We start from the raw sequence: 24,029 nt of genomic DNA on the forward strand, positions 1-24,029 counted from the left end.
GAAAAGTGTGGTTTTTTTATAATATCATTTCGCGGTAAGTTAAAAGAGTAATGTAACCTTTAGATTCAAAATAGGTTGCAGGGTTTTCTTTTGAAATGACTAAAACAAAATCACCGCCCCAAGCTCCTAAGCTTTTTATTACTCCTTTAAAATCAGGAAATAATGCTTCTTTAACGGTTTGCATTTCTAAAATTAAACTCAAAATGGATTCGTGCTTTTCCAATTCCAAAGCAAATGTCTTTAAAGAATCTGTTGTAACGATCTCAGAAGTTATTTTGTTTATTTCAGGAATAACTTTATTTTTTTCTTTCTGTTTACTTAAATAAGTGTTGATTGCGGCTTTGCTACTTTGCTTCTGATTTAAATATAAAAAATAAAGATTTTGATGAAATTCAGGATTGAAGTCAACGCTTTCAAAATAAGGTTTTCCATCGTGGAGTTTATATAATATAGCAGAATCATTTTGGGCACAAGCAATATCATAGCCGCTTCCACCAAAACTGCGTTGCAACAATTCAAAAGCATCAATGCCTAACCATTGCCCAATGTTGTTAATCAATGTAGAAGAAGTGCCCAGTCCCCAGTTTTTTGGAAAAGTTAAATGAGTTTCAATTGAATAGCCTATGTCAGAAGATAAAAAATCAGGATTTAAAAGATTAGCTTCAAATAGAATTTCTAATAATGTTTTTTTAATTCCTTTTTCTAAATTTTGAAATGATATAATATCTTGAAAAGAAAAAAAATCCTCAAACCAAACAGTTCCATCCGAATCATAACTAGTCCATGAGATGTTTTGTGACATTCCGGGAGAAACATGCATGCTCTGCCCAAACTTTGTAGGAAGTGCTAAAGCTTTTGCCCCGTCTAACACCAAATATTCTCCGGTGATCAGTAATTTTCCGTTGCTGTAAAAGGTTTGTTTCAAGGTGATTTATTTTCTAATTTCTTCCAAAAATCCCGCCACAGAAGCATGAGAAATTGTATTGTCTTTAAAATACTCCGCTACTTTTATTCTTTCTTCTGCCGTAGCGTGATATTGATTTAAAATATTGTTGATGTGCATTTTCATATGACCTTCCTGAATTCCTTTGGTGGTCAATGATCGCAACGCAGCGAAATTTTGAGCCAATCCAACAGCGGCCACAATTTGCATTAATTCGCGTGCCGATGGTTTTTCTAAAATTTCTAAATTTAATTTTACCAATGGATGTAACGAAGTTAATCCGCCCACAGTTCCTAACGCTAACGGAATTTCTAACCAAAATTTAAAAATGCCGTTTTCAATTGTTGCATGAGATAAACTGCGGTATTTTCCATTGCGGGAAGCATACGCATGTGCTCCGGCCTCCACGGCTCTAAAATCGTTTCCTGTTGCTAAAACCACGGCATCAATTCCGTTCATAATTCCTTTGTTGTGCGTAACCGCTCTATAAGGTTCTATTTGTGCAATTTGAACGGCTCGCACAAACTTCTCTACAAACTCTTTTGGGTTTTCGATTTGTTTTTCGGCTAATTCTTCAATTGGACAAGAGACTTCTGCTCGAACAATGCAATTCGTTACATAGTTCGACAAAATACTCATCACCACTTCAATGTTTTTTTCTTCTTCCGAAAAAATTTGAAAAGATTGAGCTTCTTGTTTCAAGGTTTTTGCAAATTGCTCCAAACAGGAATTGATAAAATTTGCTCCCATGCTATCTTTGGTTTCAAAAGTAGCATGCAACTGATAATAATTTTCGAGCTCAGCGGTTTTATCATTCAATATAATATCCAAAATTCCACCACCACGTTTTTGCATATTTTTAGTGATGCTTTCTGTTTCTTGGTAGAATTTGGGTTTCGTTTGATTAAAAAAATCAACCAATTTCGATTTTTCCCCTTTATAAATAAAATGAACTTGACCAATTTTTTCGGTGTTCAAAACCGTCGTTTTAAATCCGCCACGTTTCGACCAAAATTTAGCCGATTTAGCAGCTGCCGCCACCACCGAACTTTCTTCAATCACCATCGGAACGGTATAATTTTTTCCGTTGATGTTGAAATTTGGTGCAATTCCCAACGGTAAATAAAAATTGGAAATCGTATTTTCGATGAATTCGTCGTGCAATTGTTGCAGTTTTTCATCCGTATTCCAATAGTTTTTAACTAATGAAATGGCTTCTTCAGGTTGTGAAAAATACTGCTTTGCAATCCATTCAATTTTTTCAACTTTGGATAATTTAGAAAATCCGGAAATTTCGTGGCTCATTTTTGTTGCTTATTGTGATGCAAAGATAATGAAGAAAAAATTTTAGAGAGGTTTTTCAAATTGATAATAAGATTCTTTTAATTCCAAACCATTCAAAATCCCTAAAATTGCTATTTAACAGAAAAAAACTCGTTTTATTCCGATTTTTTCACTAAAATTGAATCTTTTTTTAACGTATTTAAAATGAATCAATTCTCAAAACTCGTTTGTTTCTTACTTCTTGTATCGGCTACCGCCATTGGTCAGCAAAAAATCACTTTAGAAGACATCTGGTCCTCAGGAACTTTCCGAACAAAAGGGATGGATGCTTTGCAAGCACTTAAAAATACCAATCAATATACGGTCTTAAATTTTGACAGAAATTCAAAGAATTTTCAAATTGATTTGTATGATTTTGCTACATTGAACAAAGTGAGTACGCTTATTGATACGAAAAATCATTCAGAATTAAAATCCATTGATAGTTACACTTTCAATTCAACTGAAACGCAATTGCTTATTGCCTTGAATTCTGAACAAATTTACCGTCACTCTGCCGTTGCCGATTTTTATATTTATGATTTAGCATCAAAGAAATTACAAAAAGTAGCCGATTATAAAATCCAAGAACCAACATTTTCGCCGGATGGGAAAAAAATTGCCTACGGTTTTGAAAATAATTTATATGTGTATGATTTAGCTTCTGATAAACATACTCAAATTACTACAGACGGGAAGAAAAATCACATCATTAACGGAATTACCGATTGGGTTTATGAAGAAGAATTTGCTTTCGTAAGAGCTTTTGATTGGAATAGTTCAAGCACTTATTTGGCTTATATTAAATTTGATGAAACCAATGTTCCCGAATTTTCAATGGATGTATTTGGGAAAGAATTATATCCTTCACAAGAAGTTTTTAAATATCCAAAAGCAGGCGAAAAGAATGCGTTGGTGACATTGAATGTGTATGAAGTTGCTTCCAATGAAACAAAAAAAATAAATTTGAGTCAGTATAATGATTTTTATATCGCTCGAATGAAATGGACAAATGATGCAAATGCGTTGAGTATTCAAGTGTTAAATCGTCATCAAAATAATTTAGATTTACTTTTTGTGGATGCTAAAACCGGAACTACAAAAGTGGTTTTAAATGAAAAAGATGTTGCTTATGTGGATGTTACCGATAATTTGACCTTTTTGAAGGATAACAGTTTCATTTGGACTTCCGAAAAAGATGGATTTAATCACATTTATCATTACGAAAAAAACGGAAAACTTCGCAATCAAATCACCAAAGGAAATTGGGAAGTGACTTCGTATTATGGTTTTGATGAGAAAAACGGGCAAGTGTATTATCAATCAGTTGAAAATGGTTCAATTAATCGTGATGTTTATAAAGTCAAATTAGATGGAAAGAATAAAGTTCGATTAACGAATAAAACCGGAACCAACAAAGCAACTTTCAGTCCGAATTTTCAATACTTCATCAATTCTTTTTCTAGTTCAACCGAACCAACTTCATACACGTTACACGATTCCAAAGACGGAAAACAAGTGCAATCCATCGTTGATAATAAAGAATTAGCTTCCAAATTAGAAAGTTTCAATCTTCCTACCAAAGAATACTTTGAATTAACGACCGAAAAAGGTCATAAACTCAATGCCTACATCATCAAACCAAAAGATTTTGATGCGTCTAAAAAATATCCATTATTATTATTTCAATACAGCGGACCAGGTTCACAACAAGTGGCCAATCAATGGTTAGGGCCAAATGATTATTGGCATATGCTATTAGCTCAAGAAGGTTATCTAGTTGCTTGTGTAGATGGAAGAGGAACCGGATACAAAGGAGCAGCTTTCAAAAAAGTGACTCAAAAAGAATTAGGAAAATACGAAGTAGAAGATCAAATTGATGCTGCAAAAGTATTAGGAAATTATCCTTACATCGATAAAACACGCATCGGAATCTGGGGTTGGAGTTATGGCGGATTTATGTCAAGCAACTGCATTTTAAAAGGAAATGATGTGTTTAAAACTGCCATTGCCGTTGCTCCGGTAACCAATTGGCGTTTTTATGATACTATTTATACGGAAAGATATATGCAAACACCACAAGAAAATGCAAGTGGTTATGATGATAATTCTCCCATCAATCACGTAGATAAATTAAAAGGAAATTACCTTATTATCCACGGGACAGCCGATGATAATGTACATTTTCAAAACGCAACTCGTATGATTCGTGCATTACAATTGGCCAACAAACAATTTGACCAAGCCATTTATCCCGATACCAATCATGGAATTTATGGTGGAAAGATACGCTTGCAATTATACACTAAAATGACTAACTACTTAAAAGCTAACCTATAACCAAACTTATGACAAACGATACTTCGCTGGATAAAAAAGAATTATTCGGACATCCAATTGGGCTTTTTATTCTTTTCCTCACTGAAATGTGGGAACGATTTTCTTTTTATGGAATGAAAGCTTTGCTAATTTATTATTTAGTAAAATATCATTTATTTTCAGATGAAGCTGGAAATTTTATAGTTGGAGGATATGCTGCTATGGTTTATGCACTTCCGGTTGTGGGGGGCTATTTAGCTGATAAATATTTAGGATTTAGAAAAGCAGTAATTTTTGGAGGTGTTTTATTAGTGCTTGGACATCTTGGGCTAGCTTATGAAGGGCATCAAGCCTTTTTAGCCGAAAATGGTGAAGTGGTTCAGGATAAGTTTGCCTTGCAAGCTTTTTTCTTTTCGCTATCATTAATTATTTTAGGAGTTGGATTTTTGAAAGCAAACATTTCTTCTATAGTTGGTGCACTTTATGAAAAAGAAGATATTAGAAGAGACTCCGGTTTTACCATTTTCTACATGGGAATCAATTTAGGATCTTTTGTGGCCACTTTACTATGTGGTTGGTTAGGAGAAAATTACGGTTGGGGTTATGGTTTTGGAGCTGCCGGAATTGGAATGATTTTAGGATTAATCACCTTTATTTATGGTCAGAAATATTTGATGGGTAAGGCTGAACCTAAAAATCCTGAAATTTTGAAAAAGAAAGTTTTTGCCGGAATTTCAGTTGAATGGTTGATTTACATTTTATCAATTGCCAGTTTATTTATTATTGCTCAAATGGTGCAACGCCATACTGTAGTAGATTGGATGTTGCGTATAACAGGAGCAATTGCTCTATTAATGATTATCTTTTACAGTATTAAAGAAGAAAAAATTATTCGTGAACGATTGTTGGCTTTGACTGTTTTGATTATTTTCTCAGTGGTTTTTTGGGCTTTGTTTGAACAAGCTTATACTTCAATGAATTTATATGCTGACCGAGTTTTAGACCGTGATTTTTTTGGATGGACTATTCCGGGACCATGGTTCTTGAGTTTGAATGCATTATTTATTATTCTTTTTGCTCCAGTAGTTGCAAGTTTGTGGGTGAAATTAGGAAAATATAATCCAAATACACCTGTAAAATTTGCCTTTGCAATAATCTTAGTTGGATTGGGATTTGGAATGTTAGTTATAGGAGCAAATGTAACTGCAGATGGTGCTAAAATCGCTATGATTTGGTTGGTATTAGCCTATTTTCTTCATACAATGGGAGAACTTTGCTTGTCTCCTGTTGGTCTTTCATCTGTTACAAAATTAGCTCCACAAAAAATAGTTGGTTTCATGATGGGCGTTTGGTTTTTAGCTACAGCTAGTTCAGAATTTATCGCAGCTGTATTGGCCAATTTAGCCAAAATTGATACAGAAGGAGGTCAAGTTACAGATGTTACTTTAGCATTAACAAGTTATACCGATTTATTCTCAAAATTATTCTGGGTAGGATTAATTTTTGGAGGTGTTTTGTTAGTACTTTCACCATTATTAAAGAAATTAATGCACGGAATTAAATAATTATAATTTACTTATGAATACTTCAACCTCTAACGACTTCTTCAAAGACCAAGTTCTCGGACATCCTGCAGGATTGTTTGTTCTCTTTTTCACCGAAATGTGGGAACGTTTTTCCTATTATGGAATGCGTGCCATTTTGGTGATTTTCTTAATCTCAACATTTGATAAAGGGGGTTGGGAATGGACTACCGAAAGAGCAATGGCATTATACGGAACTTACACAATGGGAGTTTATCTAACACCGGTTCTAGGAGGTTTGTTGGCAGATAAATTATTGGGTTATCGTTGGGCTGTAATTATTGGAGCATTTATTATGACCTTAGGTCACGCATCAATGGCACTTGAAACAGAGTTCTTTTTATATGTTGGTTTAGGGTGTTTGATCATTGGAAATGGTCTTTTTAAACCAAATATGACTTCTATGATTAGCCATTTATACAAAGATCACCCAGAAAAGAAAGACGGTGCTTATTCTATTTTTTACATGGGAGTAAATGCCGGTGCCTTTTTAGGAATTATGCTTTGTGGTTATATTGGTGAAAAAGTTTCTTGGAGCTTAGGTTTCGGATTAGCTGGAATTTTTATGTTCTTTGGAATGCTACAATTCTATTTTACACAAAATATTTTTGGTCAAGTTGGACTTTCTCCAACAAACAAAAGCCTAATCAAAACTGATGAAGTTGATCACACACCGTCAAATATTATCAGAGATAGAATGATTGTGGTTTTCATTTTTTCAATTTTTACCGTTTTCTTTTGGGCTGCTTTTGAACAAGCCGGTGGTTCGATGACTATTTTTGCAGAAAAATATACACAACGAATTTTAGAAGGAAATGCAGGTTTTTCATTTAAAATTATTGATGCAATTTTGACTATTTTACCACTAGGAATTATCACTTATGTGTTGGCTAAATTGTTTTCTAAAACTTTCGCAAAATATTCTCTAGGAAATATTATTCTTTCTTTGAGTTTTTTAATCATTTGGGGAATTGTAATTTGGAAAGTAAACCGAGAATTTACAGCTACTGAAACAGAAGTTCCTGCAACATGGTTCGGAATCTTAAATTCATTATTTATAATTATTTTTGCTCCTATGTTCTCAAAATTATGGGAAAGTAAATACAATTTGCCCGGTGCAGTTAAATTTGGAGTAGGATTAATTCTTCTAGGTTTAGGATTCGGATTTTTAGCTTTTGGAGCTCAATCCATCGTGTCGGGAGAAGATTTTGTACGAGTAAGTATGGTTTGGTTAATCTTAGCCTATTTATTCCACACCTTAGGAGAGCTTTGTTTATCACCTGTTGGATTGTCGTATGTAAGTAAATTGGTTCCTGCAAAATGGATAGGAGTAATGTTTGGTATTTACTATCTTTTCATTGCAATGGGCAACAAATTAGCCGGATCAATGGGAGGAATGATTGAAAAAATATCCAATGAATATTCATTAAGCACATTTTTCCTTATTTTTACAATTGTTCCGATTGGAATGGGAATTTTAATATCAGCATTAAATCCAATCATCAAAAAACTAATGCACGGTGTTCGCTAATTTTCGGCATCATTTTTGAAAAATGAATTAAAATTTTAATTATGAAAAAAATACTCTTACTACTTGCCTTTATATCGTTTTCTTTTGTTCAGGCTCAGGAAATTAAATGGATGTCTTTTGATGAAGCAATAGCTCTTCAAAAAGAGAATCCGAAACCAATTTTTATGGATGTTTATACCGATTGGTGTGGACCATGCAAAATGTTGGATAAAAATACATTTCAAACCAAAGAAGTTTCAGAGTATATCAATGCCAATTATTATGCTGTGAAATTTAATGGCGAAGGAAATACTACTTTAAATTATAAAGGAAGAAAATTTTCAAATCCCGGGTATGATGCCAACCGAAAAGGTAGAAACAGCATGCATGAATTTACCGGATTTTTAAAAGTAGAAGGTTATCCTTCAATGTATGTTTTAGATAAAACCGGCGAAATTGCAAAAGTTATCGTTGGCTATTATCAACCTGAACAATTATTATCTGAACTAAACGGCACTAATTAAAATGAAAAAAACAATTTTAATCGCGGTCTTATTTATGACCTTTCAATTCGCTTCAGCTCAAGAATTAACTTGGCACACTGACATTAATAAAGCAATCGAAATTTCTGTTAAAGAAAAAAAACCTTTACTACTGTTCTTCACCGGAAGTGATTGGTGCGGATGGTGTATCAGACTTCAAAATGAAGTGTTTAAAAAACCTGAGTTTGCAGAATGGGCTAAAAAGAAAGTAGTTTTAGTGGAACTTGATTTTCCGAGAAAAACGAAATTAGATCCAAAATTAGAAGCACAAAATAACGAACTTCAAGCCATTTTTCAAGTGAGAGGTTATCCTTCGGTATGGTTTGTAAATCCTGAAAAAAAGAAAGACAAATCGATTAATTTACAGCAATTAGGAAAAACCGGTTATGTTGCCGGTGGTCCTGATAAATGGATTGAAAGTGCTGCAACTTTCATCGGAAAATAAAGAAATTAATAAATTCTCAAATATCCCTTTTCATTAGTTATATGAAAAGGGATGTTTTTTTTCAAACAAGTTTTTTTCCATTGTTCTATGGTGCTTAAATAATTACTTCCGTTAGCAATAATTAGCTTGGGTTGATGGTAATCGATAAGTCGTTCTAAATTAATTTTTGGAGATTGTGTCAAAAGAATTAGTTCCACTTTTTCCGGCACTTTATAAATTGCATTCTCGTCTATAATTAATAATTTTTTATCGAATAGTTGTATTGCGTTTGGTACTTTTTCAACCGTATTAATTTCTCCAAAGTTACCTTGTAGATAATTTTTTACCACATAATTGTTTTCAATCAAGGTGTCGTTTGTATAAATAGTGATTTTATTATTTTCCTTAAGAGCGATTATTGTTTTTTTTGGATAATGAAAAAGCACCGCTTCGTCCGTTTTGTAGTTAGAATAAATGCTACCAAAATAGGCTAGTTGATAACTAAATATCAAGATTAATACAAATTGGAGTTTTAAGTAGTTGGGTTTTTTCAATAAAATTATAATGCCAATCAATAATGCATATAAAGTAATTAGAAGCAGTCTATTGAATGAAATATCAGAAAATATAAACTTTTCAAAAGAAGCAATCCAGTTAACATAGTAATTCATAAAACCAATGGATTCCGATAAAATGTAACTAAAAGGAAGAAATGAAACTCCAATAGCATTAGTTATTACAACCAGAATCCCAATTACCAAAATGACTGTTAAAAGTGGAATTATGATTAAATTGGTCATAAAGAATAACCCCGGAAATTGATGAAAATAATAAATACTTAATGGCAGAACACCAACTTGTGCCGCGATAGAAACAGTTATAATTTCATAAAAATAATTCAAGATTTTATTTTTTGGACGCCAAAATTTAGTGAATAAGGGTTGAATCCATACAATGGCAATTACTGCGGAATAACTCAATTGAAAACCAACTTCAAATAAAAAATTAGGTTTGAAAAGTAATAACAGTAGAATGGAAACTGCTATAGTGTTAAAAATGTTTGTAGCTCTTTGTAAATAAATTCCAATCCCGACAAAACTAAACATTGTTACGGCTCGAACTACTGAAGGCGATAATCCTGAAAGAATAGCAAATAACCATAAAAGGCTAATTAAAATAATCAGTTGGACTACTGCCCCATGTTTAATTCTTCGTAAAGGCGAGAGTACAGTTTTAAAAAAGAACAACAATATGCCAATATGTAAACCTGAAATAGCCAAAATATGAATAGCACCGGCTTTCGAATATTTTTGCAACAATTCACTATTAATATCTTGTCGTTGTCCTAATAAAAGGGCTTGAATTATATGCAATCGCTCTGTAGGGATGTTGTTTTTAGCAATATCTTTACTTATTGATTCTCTGGTTTTTTGCAAAAAATAGTTGGTGTTTTTATCCGTTTTTAGATAACGGAAATTTTTGTTTTCTAAATAAATTTGATGAAAAACATTTCGCTTTTCCAAATAATCAGCATAATCAAATTGATTTGGATTATTAGGTTTGATTAATTCTTTAATGGCACATTTTGCCAAAATAACAGTGCCAACTTCGGGAAGACTTTCTTCATTTTTCTTTGAAAAGTTAACTAAGAGTTTTCCCTTGAGTTCTTGATTGTTGATTTGTGTAACCTCTAAATAGTATTTATGTGAATAGGGATTGGCTTTTAATTCTTCAGAAATAACGCCGGTCAGAATTACTTTTTCTCCTGCTAGAATCCAGTTGCTGTAATGGTTTTTATGATTGGGTTGGTAATGCGAAACAAAAACAAAAATTCCGGAAGAAAAGCTCAAAAAGTATAGAAATAGTCCAAAAAGTAGTTTTGCTTTTTGGGACTTATTCACCAAAACAAAAGCGGTAAAAAGTGATAAAAGTTGTAGGGTAAGTAATAGATATAGAGAATCCGGGTTGGGTTTGTAGAGGTTTCCTACAGTTATTCCCAACATGAAACATATAGTGATGGCTATAATTGGAAATTTTAAAACCTTCATCGAAAACGAAGGTAATAAAACTCTTATAAATAAAAAAATTAATTTCTTACAAAACTCTGTTTATTTGTGCGAAATTTTTCTTATAATAAGGTTCTTTGGTAGATGAAAATATCACGCCTCTTTGAACTGAAGCATGAATAAATATTATTTCATCATCTTTGATTTCTGTGACTAAACCAACGTGATTAATTACATTTCTGCCATTGGTTTTAAAAAATATTAAGTCGCCTTTTTGCACTTCTTTTTGACTTATTTTTTTTCCCACCTTTGCCATTTCAAATGATGATCTTGGAAGCGAAATATCATAGGTTTTAAAAACAGTACTAACTAATCCGGAACAATCCATGCCTTGTTTTGTGGTGCCGCCACCTCTATATTTTACGCCTTCATATTCACTTGCGGCATGAATTAATTGTTTTACTAAATAGGGTGTGTTTTCTTTATCAACAGTATAGTCGCTATCTTCTTCGTCGTTAATTTTATATTTACGAGTTGGTTTTGTGTTGGTTTCTGAATTTGGTCTAACAGTTTTTGTTGTGGTAGTTGTAGTTTTTTTGTTAGTATAAATGCCTTTTTTTTGTGCTTCTTCTTTTGATGTAACTATTCCCGAAGAAGAAGTTTTACACGAAAAAACTACTGTTGATAAAATCACTACGATGCTGAATTTTAAAAATTTCATTTTTAATCTATTTTTTTTGTGTCCGCAACAATGAGTTGGGCAACTTTTTTACTGGCTCCAATTCCGCCGAGTTTTGTTTGTAATAATTCATATTCTTTTAACAAAAGAGAACGGTTTTCCGGCTCGTTTATTTTCAATAATTCTTTTTTCAATTTGTTGGTGTTGCAATCACTTTGAATAAGTTCCTTAACAACTTCTTTGTCCATTATAAGGTTTACCAAAGAAATGTATTTTAAAGTAATGATGCGTTTTGCAATTTGATAAGAAATCCAATTTCCTTTATAGCAAACCACTTCCGGTACTTTAAAAAGAGCAGTTTCCAAAGTTGCAGTTCCCGAAGTAACCAACGCCGATTGAGCTATACTCAAAAGATCATACGTTTTATTGGAAACAAATTTAATGTTTTCCAAAGTTATGAAATCTTTATAAAAACCAAAATCAATAGAAGGAGCACCTGCAATGACAAATTGAAAATTTTTAAAATCTTTTGCAATAGATGTCATTACATCAAGCATTTTTTTAATTTCCTGCTTTCTGCTTCCGGGTAAAAGTGCAACAATAGGTCTATTGTCCAAATTATTTTCAGTTCTGAATTTTTCTTCCTCAACCGTTGGATGATTATTTATGGCATCTAGCAAAGGATGACCCACAAATTCAACCGGAAAATTGTGTTTTTTTTCAAAAAAATCTTTTTCAAACGGAAGAATTACATAGAGTTTGTCAAAATCTCTTTTAATGGCTTGAATTCTATTTTCTTTCCATGCCCAAATTTGTGGAGCTATATAATAATGAGTCGGGATGTTTTTTTGCTTTGCCCATTTTGCAATTCGCATATTGAACCCGGGATAATCTATAAAAATTAAAGCATCGGGTTGAAAAGCTTCGATATCTTTTTTACAAAAATCAATATTTTTTAAAATCGTTTTTAAATTAAAAAGCACTTCAGCAAAACCCATAAAAGCTAGTTCTTTGTAATGTTTGACCAAAGTTCCGCCAACTGATTGCATCAGATTGCCACCCCAAAAACGGATAGTAGCATTTGGGTCGCAATTCAGCAACTCTTTCATTAAATTTGAACCATGCAAATCGCCGGAGGCTTCTCCGGCTATAATGTAATATTTCATTTTAAAGAACTATTGTGACAATGGTTAGGGCAATCGTTGCTAAAACTACTCCCCGAGCCATCATTTCTTTATTGAATTTTAATAGGATGAAAAACAATACTATATTGATAACAGCTCCAAGAGCAATTAACTTTCCTAATGAATTTTGAGCTTTTAAAGCCAGTAATCCATCTGCGAATTCGAAATCTGTAAAAAGGGAAATAAACAAAAAAACTCCTGTTGCAGCACCTATATTTCCTAGAATGAATCCAATGAGTATATCTATTTTTTTCATTAGTGATTGAATTTATATGTGTTTAGTTTTTGAATGGCATGATGGGCCGTTAAATCAAATTGAACGGGAACTACAGAAATATAACCGTTTTCTAAAGCCCATTCGTCGGTGTCTTCTCCTTTGTCTTGATTAATAAATTCACCGGTTAACCAATAATAATCTTTTCCTTGAGGGGTTTTTCTTTTGTCAAATTTTTCCATCCAAAAGGCTTTAGCTTGTCTGCAAACTTTAATGCCTTTTATTTCCGATTCTTTTAATTTCGGAAAATTCACATTCAAAATTACGCCTTCCGGAAGGCCGTTTTCTAAAACTTCCAACGTTATTTTTCGAACAAAACGCTTAATGGCATCAAAATCTGCATTCCAATCATAATCCAAAAGTGAAAAACCAATTGCGGGAATTCCTTCAATTCCGGCTTCAACAGCGGCACTCATGGTTCCTGAATAGATTACATTTATAGAAGAGTTTGAACCGTGATTTATTCCCGAAACACACAAATCAGGCTTTTGTTTTAGAATTTCATTTACGGCTAGTTTGACACAATCTACAGGAGTACCCGAACAACTGTATTCTTGTTCCACATCATTATCAATGTTTATTTTATTGATGAATAACGTGCTGTTAATGGTTATGGCATGACCCATTGCACTTTGAGGACTATCAGGTGCCACCACTACAACGGTTCCGATTTCTTTCATAACACTAATTAAGGCTCTGATTCCCGGAGCTGAAATCCCGTCATCGTTGGTAACTAAAATTAAAGGCTTTTTTTTGGTCATGGTTTTATCAAATAGTTTGACGCGAATAAAAATAGGTCTTTTTATTTTTTTAGATGTTCTAAAGTCACAAAATTAACGAAAATTAAGGTTTTCTATGGGTTCAATTTTATAACTTTGTTTGAAAGTTGAATAAAACAAACTATTTTTTTGTTTATTTACACAAATGGCACAATTTTTAATAAACTTGTACATACCCTAATGGATAATATAATTGATTTTATGAAAAAGAATTTTAAATCCCTATTGTTGGTAATAGCAATATCAGTTTCGCTTGTTGCATTTACCGTGTCTGATTTTAAATCAACACCAAAAAATGATCCGGAAAAAGATAAATTATTAATTGAATTATTAACGTTCGTAATAGAACGAGGTCATTATGATCCGGTTGCAATTGATGATGATTTGTCGAAAGGAATTTATAAGGATTATGTGATGGCATTAGACCCTTCAAAACGATTTTTTTTACAATCGGATATTGACGCTTTTGCTGTATATGAACTTGAAATCGATGATCAAATTAAAAATAAAGAACTTACTTTTTTTGATTTGACCTATACTACCTATGTAAAAAGAATGGAGGAAAGCACTAAATTTTTTAAAGAGATTTTGAGTAAACCTATTGATTATACAGTTGATGAAGAAATTGATACGGATTATGAAAAGCTTCCTTATGCAAAAAACACTAAAGAATTAAAAGAACGTTGGAGAAAGCAAATCAAGCTTTCTACTATATCCTCAATGGCCGAAAAACTTAAACTAGAAGAGGACAAGAAAAAAAATGATGCAGAACATGTGGTAAAAAGTTTTCAAGATTTAGAAAAGGAAACTAGAGAAAGTACATTGAATTCATTAAACGATTATTTTAGTTTTATAAAAGATTTAGATAGAAATGATTGGTTTTCTGTTTACATCAACGCTATTTCATCTCGATTTGACCCACATACAAACTATATGGCTCCTGATGATAAAGAACGTTTTGATGTTAGCATGAGTGGAAAATTTGAAGGAATTGGTGCTCGTCTACAAAAGAAAAATGATTTTACAGAAATTACAGAATTAATTTCAGGAGGTCCGGCTTGGAGAGGAAAAGAATTAGAACCCGGCGATATCATTTTGAAAGTTGCTCAAGCTAACGAAGAACCTTTGGATGTGGTTGGAATGCGATTAGATAATATTGTCAAAAAAATCAAAGGACCAAAAGGAACAGAAGTTAAATTGACCGTTAAGAAAGTAGACGGAACAATAAGTGTTATTTCATTAATCAGAGACACTGTTGAAACAGAAGAAACATATGCAAAATCTAGTATTATTGAAAGAAATGGTGTGAAATACGGCATCATTAACTTGCCTAAATTTTATATTGATTTTGAAAACAAAGATAGTAGAGATGCTGCAAAAGATGTAGCTATCGAAGTGGAACGATTAAAGGAAGAAGGAATTCAAGGAATTATCATGGATGTTCGTGATAATGGAGGTGGATCTCTGAAAACAGTTGTTGACATAACCGGTTTATTCATTGAGCAAGGTCCTGTTGTTCAAATAAAATCAGCCGGAACCAAGAAAGAAGTTTTATATGATAGAGATTCTAGAGTACAATGGGATGGTCCTTTGGTAGTTTTAGTGAACAATTTTTCGGCTTCAGCCTCAGAAATTTTAGCAGCAGCAATACAAGATTACAAAAGAGGAGTGGTTATTGGAAGTAAGCAAACTTATGGAAAAGGTACGGTTCAAAATGTAATCGACTTGAATCAATTTGTCAGAGGAAATGCTGTCGGTGATTTGGGAGCTTTAAAAACTACAACTCAAAAATTTTATAGAATTAATGGTGGTTCAACTCAATTAGAAGGGGTTTCCAGCGATATTGTGCTACCGGACAGGTATTCACATATTAATATTGGTGAACGCGATTTGGATAATGCTATGCCATGGACAAAAATTGATCCGGCTGTTTATACTACTTGGAACAAACAAGTGAATTTTGATAAAGCAATTGATAACAGTAAAAGTCGATTGGCTAACAATGAACATTTTCAACTTATCGATAGAAGTGCTCAATGGACAAAAGAACGCAGAGATGCATCAGTTTATAATTTAAAGTTGGAAAATTTTCAAAAAGAACAAGTTGAGCTGGAAGAAAAAAGTAAAGAGTTCAAAATCATTTCAGATTATACAAATAATTTGGTGTTCAAACCAATTAAAGATGATACAGCGTTGATGAATAAAGATGAATCATTCAAAGAAAAAAGAGAGCGTTGGTTTGAGAATTTATCAAAAGATATTTATGTTGAAGAAGCTTTGAATATTTTAGATGATTTGCAAACAAAACCAGTTATTAAAGGTGATGTAAATTTGAAGAAAAAAGAAAAACTCGTAAAGTCATAATTTACGAATGAGTCTGGAAAATAAATCATTAACTGCTATTGCACTCCAAAAATTTAAACAAAATTTTTGGGGTGTTTTTAGTTTGGGCTACATAGTTTTAATGGTTTTTTTAGCACTCTTTGCTTATGTTTTTTCACCCGATAATACGGAGAATGCTAACCAAATGCATTTGTCAATACATTCACAATCTCCTGGTTTTGAAGTTAAAATGTTAACTGTTCCTAATGAATTTTTATCTCCAAAAACTTTTAAATCTTATTTTTTAGGAAGCACAAATCAAATAACGGAAATTCCAATAAAATCATACGCGATTAAAAATGATGTGCTACACTATGTAGAATATAATGAAGACGAATCTATTCTAATAGAAAAAGAAATTACATTAGATAAGTTTTATGGCTATTCCTCTTTTAAAGAGGTTGAAAAAGAGTTAATAAAAGATAAAAAGTTTTATTTAGGAACAGATAAATACGGAAGAGACTTGTTGAGTAGAATGTTGGTAGGGTCACGAGTTTCAATTTCCATTGGTTTTGTTGCTGTTTTGATTTCTGTACTTGTAGGTTTGTTTTTTGGTTCACTTGGAGGTTTTTATGGCGGAAAAGTTGATGCTGCTGTGATGTGGTTGGTCAATGTAATTTGGTCCATCCCCACACTTTTGTTGGTAATTGCAATCACATTAGCCTTAGGAAAAGGATTTTGGCAAGTGTTTGTCGCTGTTGGTTTAACAATGTGGGTTGAAGTAGCCCGTGTTGTTAGAGGTCAAATTATAAGCGTGAAAGAAATGCAATATGTAACCGCAGCAAGAGCTTTAGGTTTTTCCAACGTTAGAATTATTATAAATCATATTTTACCCAATATTATGGCACCTGTTATTGTAATTTCAGCTGCCAATTTCGCTTCTGCTATTTTGGTGGAAAGTGGATTGAGTTTTTTGGGGTTAGGTGCTCAACCGCCAATTCCTAGTTGGGGAGGAATGATAAAAGATCATTACAGTTATATCATCTTAGGCAAACCCTATTTGGCTTTAATTCCGGGAATGGCTATCATGTTTATAACTTTAGCTTTTATGCTCACAGGTAATGCCTTGCGAGATGCTATGGATGTTAAATAAAGAAAGGATTTACATTATGTAAATCCTTTCTGTAGTAAAATTAATTTCTGCTTTTAGATAATTTTTTTTGATCTTTTTCTGCTTGTTGTTCTAACTTTTTTATTTTTTCTTTTTGTTTCTCAATCCGGTTATTTTCTTTCTCAATTTTGATTGGAGAAAGTTTTCCTTTTTCTTGATCTCTAATAAGTTTTTCTCTGTTCTTCGCTAAAGATTTTTCTTCTTTAGCAATTCTACTTTGCGTTTTTTGTAAGTTCTTCTCTGATTTAGCTATAGCATCTTGTTGCTTTTGAAATCTCTTCTGATCTCTTTCTAGTTGTTTTTGTCGCTTTTCATTTTGACGTGCAATTTTTTCATTTTGCTTTTGTCTTTTTTCTTGTTCTTTTTGAACTTTTTCAGTAGCTTTTTGTTGTTTTTGAGCTTCTTTCTGCACTTGCTGAGCTTCTTTTTGTGCCTGTTGAGCTTCTTTTTGTTTTTTTGCAATTTCAGCTGCTGTAACGGGTAGTGCTAATGTATCTTTTACAGGTCTTTCATTAACTTGAGCAACGGAAGAATAGCTGATTGATAATAGAAATGCAAGGGTGAGTAAAATATTTTTCATAATAGAAAAGGTTTTTATTTTATAAATTAATGAATATCTTTACAAAGATACAAAAATTGTGCCGTATGTATAATATTGTTAAAATTGTAAAATATTCACTTTTAATAATCCTTTTGGTTTCATGTAAAAAGGAAGCAGATTTAAAAACTGCTGTTTCAACTGAAACAGTTTCATACACTTTCAATCCTGATGAATTTGATTATCATCCAACTTCCACAACCAATCAAATTATATTTCACACGGATTATACTTTATCCTATTCCGAAAAACACGAACAGGCAGAATGGGTAGCTTATGAACTAAAAAGAAACAACCTTAGTAATTCAAATTTTAAACGCCCATTTTTTATTGAAGATCCAAAAGTAACAACCCGTTCAGCAGATTGGCGAAATTATAAAAATTCAGGTTATGATAGAGGTCATTTAGTTCCGGCCGGGGATATGAAATTTTCCAAAGAAGCTTTTGATGCTACTTTTTATACATCAAATGTCACGCCGCAATTACCTGATTTTAATAACGGCATTTGGAATAGATTGGAACAAAAAGTTCGCTATTGGGCTCAAAAATATGATGGACTATATGTCATCACAGGAAGTGTTTTAGAAGATAATTTGCCAACGATTGGAAAAGAGAAAGTTGCAGTGCCTAATTATTTTTATAAAGTTTTATTAAATACTTCAGGTGAAAAACCAAAAATGATTGCTTTTTTAGTGCCGCATCAAGAAAGCAATCGACCGCTTTATGAGTTTGTTGTTTCTGTAAAAGAATTAGAGCAAAGAACCGGAATTGATTTTTTCTATCAATTACCTGATTCTATTGAAAATGAGTTGGAAAATTCGGTAGATTATAAAAAATGGAGTTTTAATTAACTACCATTCATTTACTTTGTTAGCATCTAATTTTAAAAAGATAAACAATAAGATAGTAAATGCCCACAAACTTGAACCACCATATGAAAAGAAGGGGAGAGGAACTCCAATTGTTGGGAATAACTTGATAAGCATGGCTATATTTACAAAAAAATGGGTAAAAAGTATAGAAACTACACAATAGCCATAAACCCTACTGAATTTTGTTTTTTGATGTTCTGCTAAATAAAGTAATCTCATTAGCAAAGCAACAAATAGAAGTATAACAACAGTTGAGCCAACAAAGCCCCATTCTTCACCAACTGTTGTAAATATATAGTCGGTGTGTTGTTCCGGTACAAACCCCCCTTTGGTTTGTGTTCCTTCAAGAAAGCCTTTTCCAATCCAACCACCTGAACCGATGGCAATCATAGACTGATTTAAATTATAACCTTCTTTTTTCATATCTACTCCATCATCAAAAAGTACATTGATTCTGTCTTTTTGGTGAGGTTCCAATACATTATCGTAAACAAAATCTACCGACAAAACAAATGCTGTCGAGACTATAAAAACCATTAAATAGGCAAGTGGATTTCTATTAATTCGTTTGGCTCTTAAAAAGTGAATAATTATTAAAACAACAATAGTTATTATGATATATTCAGGTTCAATTAATAGAGAACCAAAGAATAACAACAAAGCAAAGAAACCTGTCCACAAGTACCAATCAGGTAAATCCTCTCGGTTCAAAACCAACACTAACGATATAAAAATCATCGCACTTCCGGCATCGGGTTGAAGTAAAATCAATAAAATGGGAATACCAATTATTGCAAAAGCAATGAGTTGATGTTTGGTGTTTTTTAAAATTACTAAGGCATCACTAAGGTATTTTGCTAATAATAAGGAAGTTGCGGTTTTTACAAATTCTGAAGGTTGAAAACTAAAATTTCCAACCCCATACCAGTTTGTTTGTCCTTTTACGGTTTTACCAAATACAAATAATCCAATAAGTAGAAGTATACCGACTATATAAAAAACAATGGCAAATTTTTCATAAACCTTTGCATCAATAGAAAGTATGACTATTATCAAAGGAATGGTCAGTGCAATAAACAAGAGTTGTCTTCCATAAATTGCAGATATATCAAAATTGACTGTTTCAATTGGTAATGAAGATGAATAAATGTTCATCCAACCTAATATGACCAATGCTCCATAAATTAATATAGAAATCCAGTCAAGATTACTTGTTACATTTTGATTCTTCATTATTTATTGATGCTAAAAGGTTCGCCGCTTATAACTTTGGCATATTCTTTTTCTAAACTTGATTCAAACATTCTCTTTTCAAGATCTGTTCGTGTGATTGTTCCTTTTAAATATTTTTCAATCATCAAACTCGAAATCGGTCCCGCAATTCGAGCACCCCAATATCCGTTTTCAACAAATACTGCAATAGCAATCTTTGGATCATCTTTTGGTGCAAAAGCAACAAATATGGAGTGGTCTGTAAGTTGCACTCTTTTTCCGTCAATTTTAGTGAAATTTTCAGCAGTTCCCGTTTTTCCACAAATTTCTATTCCTTCAACTTGAAGTCTTGAGGCAGTTCCCTTGTTATAAACATCAAAAAGCCCATTTATCACCGGAGGAAAATATTGTTGATCAATTGTTGTTTGATGTTTGGTTGTGAATTTTGCATCAATGTCATAATGTTGAATTTTCTTAATTACATGAGGAGTATAATAATAACCCTGATTTGCAACAGCTGCCATAACATTGCACAACTGAATTGGAGTGGTTAAAATTTCACCTTGTCCGATTGCGTTTGAAATAATTGTTGTACTTCGCCAACCACCGGCACTGTAATATTTGTCATATAATTTTGTAGTAGGGACCTTTCCTCTTTTTCCTGGAGGCAAATCATAACCCATGTAGTCACCAAGACCAAAACTTTTTAAGTGACTACTCCAAGCATCTACACCTTGTGAAGGTTTTGGATATTTTTCGATGGTTTTTTTATAAACATTGGCAAAATAAGTGTTGCAGGAACTATACATTCCTGCATTCAAGCTAAATCCGCCCGAATCATGGCAACGCATAAATCGATTGCCATAACTAAAGCCACGACGACAAAAGAAAGTTGTCTGCTCATCAATTACTTCTTCTTGTAAACCAATTAAAGCCGTTAAAATTTTAAATGGCGAACCAGGGGGATATTCTGCAAGTAAACCTCTGTCAAATAAAGGCATTGCGATACTGTCATTATAAAGTTTGGTATAATTTCTTGAACGTTGCCTTCCAACCAAAAGAGCCGGATCATATGACGGAGCCGAAATTAAAGCTAAAATTTCACCTGTTTTGGGTTCTATTGCTACAATTCCTCCTCGTTTGTTTGCCATTAAAGCTTCACCATATTTTTGAAGCTCAATATCAATAGAAAGCGTTATGTCTTCACCTTGTTTGGCAATAGTGTCATAAATCCCATTTTTATAAGGACCAATTATTCGGTTAAATTTATCACGTTGATAATATTTAACCCCTTTTTGACCTCTTAACAATTCTTCATATTCTTGTTCAACTCCTTGTTTTCCAATTAAATCACCACTTCTGTAATAGGGATTGTTGTCAATGATTGCTTGGTTTACTTGTGTGATATAACCAAAAATATTGGCTCCAACGGCAACTTGGTAATCTCTAAGTGAACGTTTTTGAATTTCAAAACCTTTGAATTTTCCAATTTTTTCTTGAAAAGCGGCAAAATCTTTTCTGTTTAATTGGGTCAAAAAAGGAGAAGGCAATCGAGGACTGTGATTAATGGCTTTCTTTAAAATTCTATCAAAATCTTGTTTTGTGATATCTAAAAGTTTGCAAAATTCTAATGTATCCAGATTTTTAATCTCTCTTGGAATCACCATCAAATCGTAAGAAGGTTGATTGGCTACTAATAATTTGCCATTTCTGTCATATATGTAGCCCCTTTCCGGATATTCATAAACAATCTTAATGGCATTATTTTCTGATTTCAATTTATAGGAATCGTCAACAACCTGTAAATAAAAAAGCTTCACTAAAATCAATAAAGTAGCGGCTACTATAAGTGAAGGAAGGAGAAGTTTTCTCATTTTTTTACAGGTTTAAACAAATAAATCAAACTAATGCATAAAATTAAGGTAAAAATACTACTTAAAAAAGTTCGCAATAGAATATCCCAAAAAAATGAAAATCTAAAAATTTCTAATAAAAATAAAATTAAATGATGTGTCAATACTGAAATTAAAAGAAAAGAAAATCGTTCGGGAGTTAGTCTGTCATTAATTCTAACCGTTTGGTATTCATAACTTAATCCGAAGGAGAATTTAAAAAAGGCAGGTCGGAAATAGGCTAAAGTAACACAACCAGCGGCGTGAACACCGCCTGAATCACTAAACATATCCATGAATAAACCTAAAAAGAAACTGGCAAGTAACAAACCATAGCGATTTCCATTGACAGGATATAAAAGGATAAACAGAATGTAAGGATAAGGATTAATGTACTTTAAAAAATCAAAATGATTAAAGATTACAACCTGAATTGCAAGCAAAAGAATAAAGCGAAATATGTTGGTCAAAAAAGTACTATTCATCTTTGATTTGTGCTTCTAATTCTTCTAATTCTTCTCTGTTTTTATTTTCAATAACATAAACATGGCCTAAACTTGTCATGTCATTGAAAAGTTTAACATCCATAGTGAATAAATTGGATTCTGTATCGATATATATTTTATGAATGGTTCCTATACTAATATTTTCCGGAAAAACAGATTGAGCTCCAGTTACAATAGTATCTCCTCTTTTTACAGAGGCCAATCGAGGAATATCAATCAATTGAACAAAACCGGTGTTTTTTCCATTCCAAGTTAGTGTTCCAAAATGATTGGATTTTTTAATCTTGGCATTTATTTTTGATTTTGTGTTTAAAACACTAACAACGGTGGCATAATTTTTTGAAGTAATATCTACGATTCCTACGATTCCTTTGCTGTTAACCACACCCATGAATGGTTTAACGCCTTTGGCTCTTCCAGTGTTAATAGTCAAAAAGTTTTCGTGAATAGAATAGGAATTCTTTATAACTTTTGATTGAATCACCACGTAATCATTTTCAATATTCAGCGGATCTTGATCAAACTTGTTTATACTATCGGATTGATTGTAGAGTAAACTTTTAAGCAACGCATTTTCAGCCGCTAAACCTTCGTTTTCAGATTTCAGATTCATAAATTCATAAAAGGAATGAATTTTTTCATAAACTCCACCGGTTATGCCATTTGCGGAATTAATAACCTTACTTCTGTGATACGAATGCGATTGAATTGTAAGCAATAACGAAATTCCTAAAAGCAGCAAAAACAGCATTCGGATGCTGTTTTTAATGATATAGTTAAGAATTTGCTGCATGAGTAATTCGCTTCAAATGTAAGGTAAAATCGTTTGTTGAAAAGCTTACTTAATTAAGATGCTTCTATATTTATTGATGTTTTTCAATGCAATTCCGGTACCTCTAACAACTGCTCGCAAAGGATCTTCAGCAATATAAACAGGTAAATCGGTTTTTAGAGAAATTCGCTTGTCCAAACCTCTTAACATGGAACCTCCACCTGCTAAATAAATTCCGGTATTGTAAATATCTGCGGCAAGTTCCGGTGGTGTTTGCGATAAAGTTTCCATTACGGCATCTTCAATTCTTTGAATAGATTTGTCTAATGCTTTTGCAATTTCACGATAGGAAACATCAACTTGTTTTGGTTTTCCGGTCAATAAATCTCTTCCTTGAACAGACATTTCGTTAGGTGGTGATTCTAAATCTTCGATAGCAGCACCAATTTCAATTTTTATTTTTTCTGCGGTACTTTCTCCAACAAACAAGTTGTGTTGTGTACGCATATAGTATACAATGTCATTGGTGAAAACGTCACCTGCAATTTTTACAGATTTATCACAAACAATTCCTCCTAGAGCAATTACGGCAATTTCTGTTGTTCCACCACCGATATCAACAATCATGTTTCCTTTTGGTTGCATAATGTCAATACCAATACCGATTGCCGCAGCCATTGGTTCATGAATCAAGTAAACTTCTTTTCCATTTACACGCTCACAAGATTCTTTTACAGCTCGCATCTCCACTTCAGTAATTCCGGAAGGGATACAAACTACCATTCTTAGAGCAGGTGTAAACAAACGTTTCTTTAAAGCAGGAATGCTTTTGATAAACATGTTTATCATCTTTTCAGATGCGTCAAAATCAGCAATTACACCATCTTTTAAGGGACGAATAGTCTTAATGTTTTCGTGTGTTTTTCCTTGCATCAAATTGGCTTCTTTTCCAACGGCTATTATTTTTCCGGAAATTCGATCACGGGCTACAATCGACGGACTGTCAATTACAACTTTATCATTATGAATAATTAATGTGTTTGCTGTACCAAGGTCAATTGCGATATCCTCGGTCATGAAATCAAAAAATCCCATACGTTTGTTTAGGGTTTATTAGG

General features: G+C 32.7%; 21 protein-coding genes. 8 read left to right on the forward strand and 13 right to left on the reverse strand.

The genetic code is table 11. The features are described from left to right. Positions 1-16: 16 nt before the first annotated feature. Together IEV15_RS04180 and IEV15_RS04185 are read right to left on the reverse strand one after the other, a co-directional pair. Positions 17-925 (reverse strand): GYDIA family GHMP kinase, encoded by a 909-nt coding sequence (locus tag IEV15_RS04180; protein WP_188361245.1) that lies wholly within the window; start codon positions 923-925, stop codon positions 17-19. Positions 926-931: 6 nt separating this feature from the next. Beyond that, on the reverse strand, positions 932-2,248 hold the full coding sequence (locus tag IEV15_RS04185; RefSeq protein ID WP_188361246.1) for a hydroxymethylglutaryl-CoA reductase, degradative: 1,317 nt from the start codon (positions 2,246-2,248) through the stop codon (positions 932-934). A 183-nt stretch (positions 2,249-2,431) separates the two neighbouring features. Between IEV15_RS04185 and IEV15_RS04190 the strand changes: the two genes are divergently transcribed. From IEV15_RS04190 to IEV15_RS04210, 5 genes are read left to right on the forward strand one after another with little or no spacing between them, the layout of a single operon-like run. Beyond that, the gene (locus IEV15_RS04190) at positions 2,432-4,606 is read left to right on the forward strand and encodes a S9 family peptidase (protein WP_188361247.1); all 2,175 of its coding nucleotides are present in this window, start codon (positions 2,432-2,434) and stop codon (positions 4,604-4,606) included. 8 nt (positions 4,607-4,614) lie between these two features. Further along, entirely contained in the window at positions 4,615-6,150 is a 1,536-nt protein-coding gene (locus IEV15_RS04195) for a peptide MFS transporter (RefSeq protein WP_188361248.1), read from the forward strand. Positions 6,151-6,163: 13 nt separating this feature from the next. Continuing rightward, positions 6,164-7,699: a peptide MFS transporter gene (locus IEV15_RS04200; protein ID WP_188361249.1), complete on the forward strand. Its 1,536-nt coding sequence runs from the start codon at positions 6,164-6,166 to the stop codon at positions 7,697-7,699. 41 nt (positions 7,700-7,740) lie between these two features. Next, positions 7,741-8,202 (forward strand): thioredoxin family protein, encoded by a 462-nt coding sequence (locus tag IEV15_RS04205; RefSeq protein ID WP_188361250.1) that lies wholly within the window; start codon positions 7,741-7,743, stop codon positions 8,200-8,202. 1 nt (position 8,203) lies between these two features. Next, positions 8,204-8,665: a thioredoxin family protein gene (locus tag IEV15_RS04210; RefSeq protein ID WP_188361251.1), complete on the forward strand. Its 462-nt coding sequence runs from the start codon at positions 8,204-8,206 to the stop codon at positions 8,663-8,665. Between the two features lie 5 nt (positions 8,666-8,670). Here the strand turns inward: IEV15_RS04210 and IEV15_RS04215 are convergent, their stop codons facing one another. The 5 genes from IEV15_RS04215 to surE are packed head-to-tail and all read right to left on the reverse strand — an operon-like array spanning position 8,671 to position 13,548. Then, a complete protein-coding gene (locus IEV15_RS04215; RefSeq protein WP_188361252.1) occupies positions 8,671-10,692 on the reverse strand; it encodes a ComEC/Rec2 family competence protein in 2,022 nt (673 codons plus the stop codon). 46 nt (positions 10,693-10,738) lie between these two features. Next, positions 10,739-11,371 carry a C40 family peptidase gene (locus IEV15_RS04220; RefSeq protein ID WP_188361253.1) on the reverse strand — a complete coding sequence of 211 codons (633 nt, stop codon included), beginning with the start codon at positions 11,369-11,371 and terminating at the stop codon, positions 10,739-10,741. Positions 11,372-11,373: 2 nt separating this feature from the next. Beyond that, positions 11,374-12,495, reverse strand: coding sequence for a lipid-A-disaccharide synthase (gene lpxB, locus IEV15_RS04225; protein WP_188361254.1), 1,122 nt, complete (start codon positions 12,493-12,495; stop codon positions 11,374-11,376). A gap of 1 nt (position 12,496) precedes the next feature. Beyond that, positions 12,497-12,769 carry a hypothetical protein gene (locus IEV15_RS04230; RefSeq protein ID WP_188361255.1) on the reverse strand — a complete coding sequence of 91 codons (273 nt, stop codon included), beginning with the start codon at positions 12,767-12,769 and terminating at the stop codon, positions 12,497-12,499. Next, positions 12,769-13,548 (reverse strand): 5'/3'-nucleotidase SurE, encoded by a 780-nt coding sequence (gene surE / locus IEV15_RS04235; RefSeq protein WP_188361256.1) that lies wholly within the window; start codon positions 13,546-13,548, stop codon positions 12,769-12,771. The genes IEV15_RS04230 and surE overlap by 1 nt, the downstream gene beginning before the upstream one ends. A gap of 198 nt (positions 13,549-13,746) precedes the next feature. Between surE and IEV15_RS04240 the strand changes: the two genes are divergently transcribed. Together IEV15_RS04240 and IEV15_RS04245 are read left to right on the forward strand one after the other, a co-directional pair. Further along, positions 13,747-15,930 (forward strand): carboxy terminal-processing peptidase, encoded by a 2,184-nt coding sequence (locus IEV15_RS04240; RefSeq protein ID WP_188361257.1) that lies wholly within the window; start codon positions 13,747-13,749, stop codon positions 15,928-15,930. A gap of 7 nt (positions 15,931-15,937) precedes the next feature. After that, positions 15,938-17,041 carry an ABC transporter permease gene (locus IEV15_RS04245; RefSeq protein ID WP_188361258.1) on the forward strand — a complete coding sequence of 368 codons (1,104 nt, stop codon included), beginning with the start codon at positions 15,938-15,940 and terminating at the stop codon, positions 17,039-17,041. A gap of 40 nt (positions 17,042-17,081) precedes the next feature. On the opposite strand, the gene IEV15_RS04250 is transcribed toward IEV15_RS04245, so the two are convergent. Beyond that, positions 17,082-17,639 (reverse strand): hypothetical protein, encoded by a 558-nt coding sequence (locus IEV15_RS04250; protein WP_188361259.1) that lies wholly within the window; start codon positions 17,637-17,639, stop codon positions 17,082-17,084. A gap of 65 nt (positions 17,640-17,704) precedes the next feature. Between IEV15_RS04250 and IEV15_RS04255 the strand changes: the two genes are divergently transcribed. Next, positions 17,705-18,508, forward strand: coding sequence for a DNA/RNA non-specific endonuclease (locus tag IEV15_RS04255; RefSeq protein WP_188361260.1), 804 nt, complete (start codon positions 17,705-17,707; stop codon positions 18,506-18,508). On the opposite strand, the gene rodA is transcribed toward IEV15_RS04255, so the two are convergent. From rodA to IEV15_RS04280, 5 genes are read right to left on the reverse strand one after another with little or no spacing between them, the layout of a single operon-like run. After that, positions 18,509-19,762 (reverse strand): rod shape-determining protein RodA, encoded by a 1,254-nt coding sequence (gene rodA / locus IEV15_RS04260; RefSeq protein WP_188361261.1) that lies wholly within the window; start codon positions 19,760-19,762, stop codon positions 18,509-18,511. Next, on the reverse strand, positions 19,762-21,615 hold the full coding sequence (gene mrdA, locus IEV15_RS04265; RefSeq protein ID WP_188361262.1) for a penicillin-binding protein 2: 1,854 nt from the start codon (positions 21,613-21,615) through the stop codon (positions 19,762-19,764). Before mrdA ends, rodA begins: the two co-directional genes overlap by 1 nt. Continuing rightward, on the reverse strand, positions 21,612-22,118 hold the full coding sequence (locus tag IEV15_RS04270) for a rod shape-determining protein MreD (protein WP_188361263.1): 507 nt from the start codon (positions 22,116-22,118) through the stop codon (positions 21,612-21,614). Before IEV15_RS04270 ends, mrdA begins: the two co-directional genes overlap by 4 nt. Beyond that, positions 22,111-22,932, reverse strand: coding sequence for a rod shape-determining protein MreC (mreC, locus tag IEV15_RS04275; RefSeq protein WP_188361264.1), 822 nt, complete (start codon positions 22,930-22,932; stop codon positions 22,111-22,113). The genes IEV15_RS04270 and mreC overlap by 8 nt, the downstream gene beginning before the upstream one ends. 45 nt (positions 22,933-22,977) lie before the next feature. After that, on the reverse strand, positions 22,978-24,006 hold the full coding sequence (locus tag IEV15_RS04280; protein WP_188361265.1) for a rod shape-determining protein: 1,029 nt from the start codon (positions 24,004-24,006) through the stop codon (positions 22,978-22,980). Positions 24,007-24,029: the final 23 nt, after the last annotated feature.

The sequence above is a fragment of the Flavobacterium orientale genome, assembly GCF_014638005.1.
Classification (GTDB): Bacteria; Bacteroidota; Bacteroidia; order Flavobacteriales; family Flavobacteriaceae; genus Flavobacterium; species Flavobacterium orientale.